General features: G+C 21.8%; 11 protein-coding genes. 10 read left to right on the top strand and 1 reads right to left on the bottom strand.

What is annotated here, in order from left to right:
- Nucleotides 1–2: 2 nt before the first annotated feature.
- The gene (locus N3A58_08980) at nucleotides 3–4,526 is read right to left on the bottom strand and encodes a diguanylate cyclase (GenBank protein MCX8059531.1); all 4,524 of its coding nucleotides are present in this window, start codon (nucleotides 4,524–4,526) and stop codon (nucleotides 3–5) included.
- 257 nt (nucleotides 4,527–4,783) lie between these two features.
- Between N3A58_08980 and asnA the strand changes: the two genes are divergently transcribed.
- The 10 genes from asnA to N3A58_08930 all read left to right on the top strand — a co-directional run bounded on the left by asnA (nucleotide 4,784) and on the right by N3A58_08930 (nucleotide 14,160).
- On the top strand, nucleotides 4,784–5,827 hold the full coding sequence (gene asnA, locus N3A58_08975; GenBank protein ID MCX8059530.1) for an aspartate--ammonia ligase: 1,044 nt from the start codon (nucleotides 4,784–4,786) through the stop codon (nucleotides 5,825–5,827).
- Between the two features lie 116 nt (nucleotides 5,828–5,943).
- Entirely contained in the window at nucleotides 5,944–7,095 is a 1,152-nt protein-coding gene (locus N3A58_08970) for a Xaa-Pro peptidase family protein (protein MCX8059529.1), read from the top strand.
- Nucleotides 7,096–7,106: 11 nt separating this feature from the next.
- Nucleotides 7,107–7,751, top strand: coding sequence for a dephospho-CoA kinase (coaE, locus tag N3A58_08965; protein ID MCX8059528.1), 645 nt, complete (start codon nucleotides 7,107–7,109; stop codon nucleotides 7,749–7,751).
- Complete coding sequence (locus tag N3A58_08960) at nucleotides 7,724–8,215, top strand: chemotaxis protein CheX (protein MCX8059527.1); 492 nt, start codon at nucleotides 7,724–7,726, stop codon at nucleotides 8,213–8,215. The genes coaE and N3A58_08960 overlap by 28 nt, the downstream gene beginning before the upstream one ends.
- 271 nt (nucleotides 8,216–8,486) lie before the next feature.
- Nucleotides 8,487–9,248, top strand: a complete 762-nt coding sequence (locus N3A58_08955) for a YebC/PmpR family DNA-binding transcriptional regulator (GenBank protein MCX8059526.1) — start codon at nucleotides 8,487–8,489, stop codon at nucleotides 9,246–9,248.
- A 260-nt stretch (nucleotides 9,249–9,508) separates the two neighbouring features.
- Nucleotides 9,509–10,012, top strand: coding sequence for a crossover junction endodeoxyribonuclease RuvC (locus N3A58_08950; GenBank protein ID MCX8059525.1), 504 nt, complete (start codon nucleotides 9,509–9,511; stop codon nucleotides 10,010–10,012).
- Between the two features lie 38 nt (nucleotides 10,013–10,050).
- Entirely contained in the window at nucleotides 10,051–10,629 is a 579-nt protein-coding gene (gene ruvA, locus N3A58_08945) for a Holliday junction branch migration protein RuvA (GenBank protein ID MCX8059524.1), read from the top strand.
- A 98-nt stretch (nucleotides 10,630–10,727) separates the two neighbouring features.
- Nucleotides 10,728–11,795, top strand: a complete 1,068-nt coding sequence (gene ruvB, locus N3A58_08940; protein MCX8059523.1) for a Holliday junction branch migration DNA helicase RuvB — start codon at nucleotides 10,728–10,730, stop codon at nucleotides 11,793–11,795.
- A gap of 265 nt (nucleotides 11,796–12,060) precedes the next feature.
- Nucleotides 12,061–13,812, top strand: a complete 1,752-nt coding sequence (locus N3A58_08935) for an ATP-binding protein (GenBank protein MCX8059522.1) — start codon at nucleotides 12,061–12,063, stop codon at nucleotides 13,810–13,812.
- Between the two features lie 84 nt (nucleotides 13,813–13,896).
- Entirely contained in the window at nucleotides 13,897–14,160 is a 264-nt protein-coding gene (locus tag N3A58_08930; GenBank protein MCX8059521.1) for a co-chaperone GroES, read from the top strand.
- Nucleotides 14,161–14,313 lie beyond the last annotated feature (153 nt).

The raw sequence follows: 14,313 nt of genomic DNA, 5'->3' as shown, positions 1-14,313 counted from the left end.
TGTTAAATATTATAAACAACTTTGTTTCTTCCAGATTCCTTAGCTTTATATAGATTTTTATCTGCAATATTAATAAGTTCTTCTATCCATCTACTATCTTCAGGATAGTTTGATATTCCAATACTTATAGTTAGGTTCATCTTATCTCCTAAAAGCTTTGCATCCTGAACTTTCATTCTTATTTTTTCTGCAATATTTATTCCATCATCTTTTTTTGAGTTGAACAAAGCAATAATAAGTTCTTCCCCTCCAAATCTACATGTTAAATCATCTCTGCGTACATTTTCTCTTATAATATTTGCAACATTAGTAAGAATCTCATCTCCTTTTTGATGTCCAAATGTATCATTTACTTTTTTAAAATGATCTATATCTATATAAAGGAAAGTTATAGGGATATTCTTGTTTCTTTCATCATATAAAAAATTACTAATTTTTTTATAAAATATGTCTCTTAAGTAAAATTTTGTTAAAAAATCTTTAAGGTATTTTTCTTCTTCAATTTTTTGAAAGTAAAATAGAGAAAGTAGGATTTGAATATTTTTTAATAGATTATAATCTATTTTATTTTTAATATTATTTTTTTTATCGAAGTATAGATAGCCATAGAGATAATGAAGATTGTAGTTAGAATAATTTTTTCTGGAATTTTTAGTAATAAAGATATTTTTTATTTTTGTTGGATCAAATATTGGGATTATTAAGGTTGAATTAATACCCTCATCTTCATTTATATTAAATTTTTTTAAAACAATTGTATTAATATTTAAAATCTCATCTTCTGAAATATATGTAGGTTCTGAAGAACCATAAAGATTTTCATCAAAATACAATACAAACTCTTTTTTTAATTTTTTATTTTGATCTATATTATCTTTTATATCAAAATTATAAAATATTGCCCTATCAAAATAAAATTTTTCAATTATTATTTTCGAAAATTCCTTTAAGCCAGATATAAGTTCAAGAGATATACAATTTATAATTTCATTTTCTAACTTATTGAAATTTAGTTTTATAAAATTTTTTTGTATTATTATATTTTCCTTTGTAATATTATTGTTAATATTATCGATATTAGTTATAAAAGATTTTCTCTCTTTTAATTTTCCAATCTTTACATTAAAAAATTTCTCTAATAATTGATAAAAAAAACCCCATGATGTTTTACTTATAATATCTTCTTTTTTATAGTAGTGCTTTTGTTTTTGATATATAAATAAAGCTGAAGATAAGTATCTTAAGTAAATATCCATATTTTTTAAATAATAGATTATACTTTTTAATATTAAAGCTAAATAATCTAAGATAGGAATATCGAGTTTTGTAATTTTATTTAATTCTGTTAATTCAAAGTTTTTAAGATAGTCTATATTATTTAAATTTTGAAAAATATTGTTAATTATATTAAGAGTATCTTCTTTCAGCTTGTCTTTAGTTTTATAAAACTCTTTTATTCCATAAAGTATTTCATTAAAATAATTACTAAAATTATCTTTTGTATTTTGGTTATACAAAAAAGTTAAAACAAAGTAAAAAATATCTTGATAATTGTATGAAAATGTATTTTGAATGCAATTTTTTAATAATAAAATTTTATTGTTAATTGTAGAATTAAAATCTTTAGTTTTTACTGTTTTTTCTTCTTTATAAAGGAATTTTAACTCATATAAAGCTTTTATTATCAAAAAAAGGTTTTTATTTTTTTCATTTTTTGAAAAAGGTTCTTCAAGTTCTAAAAGTTTATCATAATATTTCTTTAATTCATTTTCATATCCTAATCTAAAAAGGGTATAATATGAAGCTATAGTAGATAATAAAAAATTTTCATTAGTAACTATATCAAGTTCTTTAAAGGTAAATATATATTTATTGAATTTTTTAAGTAATTTTTCCATTTTACCAGGTGAAAGGTATTTGCTTAAATTGTACAATAAAACCAGTACTATCTTTCTATCTTCGATATATGAAGCATAGTTTAAAGCTTTAAGATAGTGTGATTTTTTTTCTTGAATATCATCAGAGATAGCTGCTATATTGTTATTTGTTCTAGCTATAAGATTAGGTATGTTAAATTTTTCAGCTAGAATGTATGCTTTATTAAAAAATTCTTTTAACTTATTTGGATCGTTTTTTTGATAGTAAAAGTAGATACCTAAATTTGTATATGTCACAATTAAAAGATCATAAAATTTGTATTTTTCAGAAAGATTTTTTGCTTTTGTATTATAAAAATAGTAAGCTTCTAGATCTTTATTGTTAAAAAAATATTCACCATAGTTAATATAAGATAGACATAATAGATATGGTATATTTTCATTTTCATAATCGTTTTCTGTTTCGAATTTTTCAATTACTTCATTTATTGATTTTTTTAGATTTGAAAAATCGGATTTATGATAAAAATATTCATTAATAAAGGTGTAATAAAATATTATTTCATTCTGGTTTAATTGCTCCTTTATTTTTTCTAATTGAGAAAATACATTATCAAGTTTTTCTGGATTTAAATTAATTAAATAAAGTTTGCCTAATACAAAAATTTTTGAAAAATTTATAATCTTATTGTCTGATTTTATTTTAATTAGTATTCTTTCTTTTTCTTCAAAAGTTAAACTTGTAGATGTATATATTGAAAGAATTATAATATATATAAAAAGGTTTTTTTCTTCTTCTGATTTAAATAAATTAATTTCATTATCATAATTTTTTTCTATTAAATTTAAATTAATATTAAAGTATTCTGTAAAATAACTAAGCTTTTCATTATACCTATTTTGATAAAATTTAATATTTAAAAAGACTTTTTCATATAATGTTTGTATAGATTTTTTAAAATCTTTGATTAATAAATAAAGATAAGAAAGATAAATATATTCTGAAATATCTAATTCAGTTAAATTGTTATAATATGTTTCTATTATTTTGCTAATTAAAAAGAATATAAATTCTTTATCCTTATAAATATAATCTTTAATAAATATTTTTATTTTATTTTTGTTTATAAGAATTTTATTATATTCAAGAAAATATATGAACTCTTTGTTTAATAATAAATTTAAATATGCTTCACTAATATTTTTTTGTATGTTTAAATTTGTTGAACAAAAATTTATAATATCTTCGTAATTGAATGGAGAATCTAAGTTGAATAATAAAATTAAAAAATTTATAAAATTTTTTTCTTTAATAAATTTTTCTAATTCTAAGTCTTTAATATCTTTAAATAAATCTATCTTTTGAGAACTTTTTAATGTTTCAAAATAATTTTCAAAGTTTTTTAAAAAATGAATTATTTTATTAATATCGATAGATATATCTAATTTGTTTTCTATTAAAAATATTTGATTTAATTTTGTTAGTATTTCTTTTTTAATTTGATCAAAATTAATATTTTTATCTGGTAAAAATAATAAAATGTTTTCATAATTATTTTCGTTAAATTTATATGAATTAAATAAAATTGTTAAATTATTTGATTCTATATTGTTTAAAATTTTATCTACAAATTGGACTTTTTCTAAATCTATTAAATCATAGTTTTTTAAATAAATAATGGTTTTATTATAAAAAGATATTTCTTGCAAAATTGATGTAAAGAAAATATAATAGTTTTGAAATCCTTTTTGAATATTATTGTTTAAAAATTCAGATATTTTATTGATTATATTACTATTATAATTTTCTTTTTTCAATTGAGTTGATAAATATATTAAGTTGTTTTCATAAGTTTCATTTAAGTCTATTTCTAAAAAAATAAATTCATAAATTTGAGATATTGAAAATATGAAACCTTTAATTAAATCAAAACATTCATAATTTGTTTTATAAAAATTTATAATCTTTATTTTATTTTTGCTTTTAATTTTTTCAAAAAGATTAATAATAGTTGATTTAACATTATGTGTAAAAAATAAATTAATAAATTTTTCTAATTTATAATGTTTTAATATTTCATAGTCAGTAGGGGGTGGATTAAAATCTTGTTTGAAATATTCTTTATACCTTTCAATATCTAATAATATATTAGATTTTTCTTCAAGATCTATAAAAAAAGGTAGATAACTATTATTATCAATTTTAATTAAAATATTTTTAAAACTAAAATCCCCATGGTATAAACCTATTTTGTGTAAATATTGAAGGATTGAATCTATTTTAAGTTTAATTTGTTTATATTGAGGAGTATTTTCATTATATTTTTTTACAAAATCCTCAAAAGTTAGGCTTTTAATATATTCCATTGTATAAAAATAATAATTTGTAGATATTTCATTTCCATCTATATTTTTTACTTTATTAAAATCATAAACTTCAGGTACAAAAGGTAATGGAAAAAATTTAAGAAAAATAAATTCGAATTTAAAATTAATTATTGCAATATCTCGATTTTTATCAAAATTATATAATTTTAATGCTTTTATTTCCGGGTTTTTGCTATAAATGTCTTTTACTTTATAGATAGCCCCGAACTCACCTTCACCAATGAGTTCAATTATTTCATATCTTTTATTTATAAGTTTCATAAATAACTTGTTTTATTAATAATTAAATTATCTTAATTAATTTAGTTAAATAAAATAATAATATTAAAAAAATATTATAAAAATAATTTATCATTTCGTAAAAAAATTTCAAATTAAATTTGAAGTAATTTAGCTTTAATAATTATTGAAAAATAAATAATAAAAGATAAATTAGTTTTAGTTAACTAAAAAATATTAATAAACATTTTTAATAAAATAATATTAAAAATATAAAAATTCATTTTTTGGAAGGAAAAATGGAAAATTTAATTATACCAAAAAATTATAATCCAATTTTAAGTGTTAGACAAACTGAAAATGCAATAAAACTTATAAAAGACTTTTTTCAAATTAACCTTGCATCAGAATTAAAGCTAAGAAGAGTAACAGCTCCCCTTTTTGTTCAAAGTGGACTTGGTATAAATGATGATCTAAATGGAATTGAGAAACCAGTTTCATTTAAAATTAAAAATTTATCTTCTGATGATGGAGAAGTTGAAATTGTTCAATCTCTTGCAAAATGGAAGAGATTAAAACTTTGGGAACTTCAAATTGAAGCTTATAATGGGCTTTATACTGATATGAATGCTATAAGACCTGATGAAATACCAGATAATATACATTCTATTTATGTTGATCAGTGGGATTGGGAAATGACTATTAACAAAGAAGACAGAAATATAAAGTTCTTGAAGGAGATAGTAAAAAAAATATATTCTATTCTTCCAAGAACTGAGTTTTATATTTATGAATTTTATCCTGAAATAAAACCTATTTTACCAGACGAAATTTACTTTATCCATTCTGAAGAATTGCTAAGAATGTATCCTGATTTACCTCCAAAAGAAAGAGAAAAAAGGATAACTGAAAAATACAAAGCTGTTTGTATTATAGGAATTGGTAATAAGCTTTCAAATGGTGAGCCTCATGATGGGAGGGCTGCAGATTATGATGATTGGTCTACTCAAAATGAAGATGGTTATATTGGATTAAACTGTGATATAATAGTTTGGAATGATATTTTAAGAATCCCATTTGAAATATCATCAATGGGAATTAGAGTTGATAAATACTCTTTGGAAAAACAACTTAAAATAAAGGGTGAGGAATGGAAAAAAGAACTTTATTTTCATAAACTTATTTTTGAAGAAAAACTTCCTTTTTCAATAGGGGGTGGAATTGGCCAATCAAGATTATGTATGTTCTTTTTAAGAAAAGCCCATATTGGGGAGGTTCAAGTAGGAGTTTGGCCAAAAAAAATGAAAGAAATTTGTTATAAAAATAATATTTATATATTATAAATTTATTTTATATATATATTAATTTAATAAAAAATTAAAATAGTAATAAATTCAAATCAATAAATTGTAATTAATTAATAAATTATAATTAATAATATATTTATTAAGGAGCAAATATGAGAATAATAACTAAAGATAATTTTAATAAAATTATAGATTATTTAGATAAAAATAATTTAGATGGCCTTTTAATATCTGATTCTGAGAGAAAAAGAGATGTATCTTTAAAATATATTTCTGGTCATCCAATGGATGCAAGTCTAATAATAACTAAAAATGGTAAAACATATTTATGGTGTTGGGATATAATTTTAGCAAAAAAAGAAGCAGAGGTAGATTATATATACACGATGGATCAGATATCTATATATGAACTTTTGAAAAAGATTTCTTATGAAGAAAATCTTTCTAATAGTCCAATTTTTGAGGTTTCTTCTGAAACTTCAGTTTTTCATATTGATAATTTAAAAAAATATACAGGATTTAATTTTATATATAAAGAAAAAGATTCTGTTTTTGATCTTATAAATAGAATAAGAATGGTTAAAAGTGAAAAAGAGATTAAAATAATTAAAGAAGCAGCATCTATTACAAATGATCTAATTGAAAAGATTTATGCTTTTATTAAAGAGAAAGTAGCTAAAAAAGAAGGACTTACAGAAAATGATCTTGCTTTTTATGTTATAAAGGAAGCTAGAAAACTTGGAGCTCAGAAAGAAAGTTTTGAATATCTTATAGCTAATTCAAAAAGATCATGGGGAATTCATGCGTATCCACCAAGTTCAAATGAAGATTTAACTTTAAGGGGGCTTGCTTTAATTGATTTTGGGATTCTTTATAATGGGTATTGCACAGATGTAACAATTCCTTTCTCATTTGGGGATCTTTCGGAAGAAGAAAAAAATGTTGTTAAAGTAGTTCAAAAAGCTCATGATGAAGCAATAAAAGCAATAAAACCTGGTAAGTTAAGTTCTGAAATTTCAGATATTGCTATTAGTATAATTAAAGAAAATGGTTATACTATGCCCCATTCTTTAGGTCATGGAATTGGTCTTGAAGTTCATGAGTATCCAAGGATAAATAGCAAACCAACTGATGAAAATTTAGCAAAATTATGGAAACCTGAAGTATTAGAAAAAGGGATGATATTTACTATTGAACCTGGAATTTATGAAGAAAGGTTTGGTGGTTGTAGATTGGAAGATGATGTTTTAGTAACTGATGATGGATATGAAATTTTAACGAAATCAAAATACATGGAATTTTAATAATTGCAAATATGATAATTGGAATTACAGGTAAAGTAGCTGCTGGGAAAGATTCTGTTTTATCGATATTAAAAGATTATATAGAGTATGATATATGTCTTGATATTGATAAAATTGGTAATTATTTTTTTCAATTAAAAGTTGAAACTATAGTTAAAAAATTTAATTTAAAAACTTGTGAAAATATAAAAAAAAATTTAAGGAAAATAGTTTTTAGTAATAAAGGTAAGATGAACAAACTTGAAAAAATTTTGCATCCAAACATGAAAAAATTTGTAAAAAGAATTTTGAATGAAAATGAAAAAAATGGAAGGGTTATAATTATTAATTGTGCTTTGCTTCATAAGATGAAATTTAATAGATATTGCGATAATATAATAATAGTGGATTCAAATAGGGAAAAAAGATTGGAAAGATTAATTTCTAGAAATATGATAGAGTTTGATGAAGCAGAGAAAATAATAGATTTTCATGAGAAATACCATTTTTTAAATGAAAAAAAAATTGAAAAATTAAAAATTAGAACTAGAAACAAATTATTTTTTTTTAGTGATGAAAAAAAAGCAAATTATTTTATAATTAATAATAATGGCACATATGATCAGCTTAGAGAAAATGTGGAGTTAATATGGAAAAATTTGATAGAAATAAATTAGTTGATATTTTTTCAAAACAAACAGAAATTCTATTGTCTGAAATCATATCTAGTGATGTAAAGCTTGAGTCTATAGAGCTTAAAATAAATCCAGCGAATATTAATGGTTATGTAGCAATTTTAAATATAATAGAAGATGTTAAGGGTACTATAATTTGTAATTTTGATGAGGAATCTGCAAAAAAGATAACTCAAATAATGAATTCAGTTTCAATTGATGAAATAGAATCTCAACAGGAGAAAGACGAATTAATTGAAGCTTCAATTGGTGAAGTTGCAAATATGGTTGGTGGGAAGGCAATTACAGATTTTGCAAATTTTGGATTTAAATGCAATATTACAACCCCAACTATTATGAGAGGAGAAAATTTAAAAATATTTGGTAAATCCCAAATTGTTTACATTTTAACTTATTACTATGATTTTCACAAGATTATTGTTTTAATTGGGTTACAAAAAAATTAGATAAAAATATTTCTATTAGTCAATTACAAAAAATTTAAATTAAAAAAATTGAAAAAAAAAATTGAAAAATTAAATTAAAAAAAATAAAATATCTAAGTAATAAGTAGAAATAATAAAATTAATTTATTTTTGAATTTGGTTCTATTTTTTTATCTTTTTATTATTTATCTTGTATTTATTATAAAAAGCTTTATTATTAATAGATTTCAAATAATAATAATTAATTAAAATTTTTAATAAATTAATTTATATAAATATAAATGGAGGTTTTATGTCAGGTCATAATAAGTGGAGTACTATAAAACATAAAAAAGCAATAGTTGATGCAAAAAAGGGAAAACTATTTACAAAATTTATCAGAGAAATAGTAGTAGCAGCTAAAATTGGAGGAGGAGATATTAATTCTAATCCAAGACTTAGAGCAGTAGTTGAAAAAGCTAAAGCTGCAAATATGCCTAAAGATAATATTGAAAAAGCTATAAAAAAAGGAACTGGTGAGCTAAAAGGTGAAAATTATGAGGATATTACTTATGAAGGATATGGTCCTGCTGGAGTTGCAATAATGATTAAAGCTTTGACAGATAATAAAAACAGAACAGCATCTTCTATAAGGTCTACTCTTACCAAATATGGCGGTAATTTAGGAGAAAATGGTTGCGTTTCCTGGATGTTTAAAAGAAAAGGGGTTATAACTTTATCTATGGATGGTAGAACAGAAGATGATATAGCAAGTTTTGCTTTAGAAAATAATGCGGATGATTATGTGATAAAAGGTGAAGAAGCTTATATTTATACAAATCCTGATGAGCTTCTTAATATTAAAGAGAAACTTGATAAAAATGGTATAAAATATATAGAAGCTGAAGTAACATTTGTGCCTGATACTTATGTAAAACTTGAAAATGATGAAGCTATAAGAATGCTTAAGCTTATGGATGCTCTTGAAGATAATGATGATGTTCAAGATGTTTATGCAAACTTTGATATTGATGACGATATTATGGAAAAGTTTGAATCTGCCCAAAATAATTAAGTTTTTGTATATATGATTTTAAAGACTTAATATTTTATGTATGGATTATTATTTAATTTTAGTAAAAGATCATATTATTTAATTATTAGAAAATTATTTTTGTTAAATTAATTAATATAATAATAAAATTCTATCAAAACAAATATAGTTTTAGAAATAAGAAATATAAAATATTAAATTAATATTTTAATTCATTATTATAATTTGAAATATTTAATAAAGTTACTGAAAATTTAATATTTAATAAAAATTAAAAATAAATGAAAGTTATTGGTATAGATCCAGGATATGCTTTAGTGGGATTTTCTATAATAGAATTTTTTCCCGAAACTTATATAGATAGAGGGAGCCCACAACTTATTTCTTATGGAGTTATAAAAACTGATCAGAATTTAACTTATAAAGAGAGATTTAAAGAAATTTTTGAAAACTTAGAAATAATATACAATAGTTATAAACCGGAGATTGCATCTGTAGAAAGGGTTTATTTTACGAAGAATAAAAAAACTGTTATGGAAATCTCAGAGATAAGGGGTGCACTTAATTTATTTTTTTTATATAAAAAAATTGAAGTAGTTCAATTTACTCCTCTTGAAATAAAGAAAATAATAACAGGTAATGGTAAAGCTAAAAAAAAAGAGATTCAAATATTTATAAAAAGTTTCTTTAATATGGATGAGATTCCAACCCCAGATGATGCTTCAGATGCAATTGCTACGGCACTTGCATGTTTTTTTAATTATAATAAATATTTTCTTAATTAGAAGCAAATAAATTAAAATAATTTCTAAGGAAATTTTTGATGTTGTATGGAATTGAAGGTAAACTCAATAGAGTAAATATTGATAAAACAATTATTGAGAATAACAATGTTTATTATGAAATATTTACAAGAAAAAAGTTTTATGAAACCTATAAAGAAAAAGAGGGAGAAAAGGTTTTTATTTATCTTTTTAAATATAAAAGAGAAAATTTTGATGAACTTTATGGTTTTATTAGTGAGGAAGAAAGAGAATTTTTTATAACTTTAATTGGTATTTCAGGAATAGGTCCTAAAAAAGCTCTTGAAATAATAGATGCTAATGAAATAAAGTTATATAAAGATTCGATTTTAAGAGGTGATATTTCTCCTTTTGAAAAAGTAAAGGGTATAGGTAAAAAAGTAGCTCAAAAAATATTAATTGAGCTTGCAGGTAAAATTGACCTTAAAGTAGATCAAAATAATTTTTCTGATAAAGATATTTTTGTAGGATTAAAGGGATTAGGTTTTAATGATGAAGAAATAAATAGTGTTTACAAGAAATATTCTAAAGAAATTGAAAGAATAGATTCTTTTGAAGAAAAATTTAAGTATTTTCTTTCAAAACTTTCTAAAATTTAGAATATTTTTGAAAAATTGTAATTAACAAATTTAATATTTGTTTTAATTAATAATTAATTGTGTATAATTCTATTAATAATTAAGTGTTGAGTAAAATTATGATAGAAGAAAAAAAATGTAAGGAATCCTATAAAAATTTTGTTAATAAAGAAGATACAAATGTTTTAAGGCCTTCTAAACTTGATGAATTCATAGGGCAAGATAATATTAAAAATCAATTAAAAGTATATATAGAATCAGCTAAAAGAAGAAATAAAACTCTTGATCATATACTTATTTATGGCCCAGCTGGACTTGGTAAAACTACCCTGTCATCTGTAATAGCTAATGAGCTTGGAAGTAATATTAAAATAGTATCTGCTCAAGTTTTTGTCAAAAATGGAGATATTGCTTCTCTTTTATCTTCTCTTAAAAACAATGATGTTTTATTTATAGATGAAATTCATAGACTTAAAGTAAATCTTGAAGAAGTTTTATTTCCTGCTATGGAAGATTTTAAACTTGATATTCTAATTGGTAGTGGAGTTAATTCAAGAACAATGAGGATTAATTTGCCTCATTTTACTCTTATTGGAGCAACTACTAAAGTTGGCAATATATCTAAACCTTTACAAACTAGATTTGGAATTATAATCAAAATGGACTATTATGATGATTTTTCATTAAGCAAAATAGTACAAAGGGCTGCTAATATTTTAAATATAAATATAGAGGATGATGCATCAGCTGAAATAGGAAAAAGAAGTAGGGGTACTCCTAGAATTGCTATAAGACTATTAAAAAGAATATATGATTTTTCTATTTATATGGGCAAAGATAAAATAACAAAAGATGTTGTTAATAAGTCACTTGAAGAAATTGGAATTGATGTATATGGATTGGATAGTATGGATAGGAGGATGTTATCAACTATTTGTAATGATTATTGTGGTGGCCCTGTTGGTTTAGCAACTCTTGCTATAAATCTATCAGAAGACAAAAAAACTATAGAAGAGTTTTATGAACCATATCTAATTCAAAAAGGGTTTTTAAAAAGAACTCAAAAAGGTAGAATTATAAGTGAAAAGGGGTTAGAATACCTTGCTGAAATCGGTCTAATTAATAATGACAAAATAGAAAGAATTAAAAATTCTTTAATCAATAAAGAAAGTCAAGCTTTATTTTAAATTATAATCATTTTTTAAGAATTAATTTTTTCACCTTTCCATTTTTTTCAACTGTTATTATATATGTTAATTTTATTTTATTTTTTATGATTTGTTATTAATCTATTTTATTTTTATTATGTTAATTCTTATTTAATTTTTTTTAATTAATTTAAAATATTAAATTTTTTATAAAATTTATAAATTTTAGAATAATATTTTTTTATGAAATAATTTGATTTTAAAATTAGTATATAATATTAAAGTAAGTTTTGAGGTAATAATTATGTTTTCAATACCTGCTCTTATTTTATCTGATTTTGAATTTAAGAAAATTGATATAGAAGTAGCTTTAACTAAAGGTCTTCCTTATTTTGAAATTATTGGATTACCAGGAAAAATAGTTAAAGAATCCTGTTTTAGGATTAAAGAATCTATATTAAAGACTATGTCAGATTTTCCTGAAAAAAAGATTATTGTAAATCTTTCACCTTCAGATGTTCCAAAGAATACAAAGTATCTTGATCTACCTATAGCATTAAATATTTTAGTACAATTTAAATTGAGTATTATGAAGAAGGAATTAAATTTATCATTAGATTTAATCATGAGTTATATAAAAGAATTGTTTTCTGAAGTTTTATTTATTGGTGAGTTAGGTTTAGATGGCCAAATAAAGGCAGATGAAAATATACTATCTTATCTTATAAATGCATCAAAATTTGGTTTTAAATATATATTTGTGTCTGATATAATTAAAAATAAATTATATATTTATAATAAAAACATTAATTATATTAAATCAGAAATTATCTTTGTAGATACTTTAAAAACTTTAAATATTTTTATTAATAAAATTTTTAACAAGATAAATAAAAATGAAAAAATAAATAATACTTATAAGTTTTTCTTACAAGAAATGGGATATGAGTTAAAAAATATTTTTAATATAGAAAGCAATAATTATATTAAAATAGTTGATAGAGAAGGTAATGATAATATTAAAAACAAAACAGATTCTAACAGTTTGACCTTTAATGATTATATTGAAAATTTTCACATAAAATATGGATTACTTATATCTTTAGCTGGTTTTCATAATTTATATTTAAAAGGAGCTACTGGTACTGGTAAAACACTCCTTTCAAAAATATTAACAAATTATTTACCACCATTAACTTATGAAGAAAAAATAGAACTTGCTGAATTATATTCAAAGTTTGGGATATTAAGGGATGTTAATTTTGAAATTACAAGACCTGTTAGGACTCCTCATCATAGTATTACTGAGATTGCAATGCTTGGAGGTGGGAATTATTTATCATTAGGAGAAGTGACTCTTGCACATAGAGGAGTTCTTATTCTTGATGAAGTAAATTTATTTAAAAAAAGTGTAATAGAAAGTCTAAGAGAACCAGTAAATGATAATTTTGTTTCAATTTCAAGAGTTAATAATAAGATTAAATTACCATCATCTTTTTTATTATTTCTTATTTCAAATTTATGCCCATGTGGGGCTTCAGGTGATGATGAAAAAATTTGTATTTGTTCAAAATCAGAGATAATAAATTTTAATAAAAAAATTTCACAAGCTATAATAGATAGGATTGATATAAATCTTATTGTTCCTAAAGTTAAAAAAGATAGTAACTTAATGATAAATGTAAGCCCTATAATAAATAATCATATTAAAGAAAAAATATTTTGGGATGATTCAAATATTATAAATTTGCTAAGCGAAACTATATCTCGGCAAATTTTTAGATATGGAAATAGGATTGATTATTTTAATGGCAAAGTAGTACCAAAAATATTTAATGAAAAAGTTAAATTAAAAAGAGAGGTTGAACTATATTTGAAGGATATAACATTAAATTTTGGATTATCTTTAAGACAACATGAAAAATTAATAAGGATTTCAAGAACAGTTGCTGATATTGAAAATAAAGAAAATATAGATGAAAGTCATATAGATGTTTCTGTATTTTATATGATTTTGCAAAGTATATCATATAATAAATCAGAAAAGTTAGTTTAAAATAAAAAATAAATTGACGAAATTAAACATCTTTTATTATATTTATTATTGATATAAATAATTTTATTTCAGGAGGAATATATTATGAAAATTAAACCAATTGGTGACAGAATACTAATTAAAGTTAACCCACCAGAAACAAGAACAAAAGGTGGAATAATTTTACCAGATACAGCACAAGAAAAAACTCAAAATGGAACTGTTGTAGCTATAGGGGATTCAGATCAGATTAAGGTTAAAGTTGGCGATAAAGTAATGTATGATAAATATGCTGGTACCTCTATAAAAATTGATGATGAGGACCATCTTATATTAAAGATGAATGATATACTTGCAATAATTGAATAAATTAAATTTTATTTGGTTCATTTTTTAGAAAATTATTTTTTACATATTAAAGCCATCCTTAGTAATAGGGGTGGCTTTTTTTAATTTAATTTATAATAAGTTTTAACTGAATCATTTTGACAAAATTATAATTTATATTATTTTTAAATTTAG

The organism is Spirochaetota bacterium, assembly GCA_026415295.1.
Taxonomy (GTDB): Bacteria; Spirochaetota; JAAYUW01; order JAAYUW01; family JAOAHJ01; genus JAOAHJ01.
The sequence above is the reverse complement of the archived record's forward strand: the minus strand, read 5'-3'. Positions and strand labels throughout refer to the sequence as shown.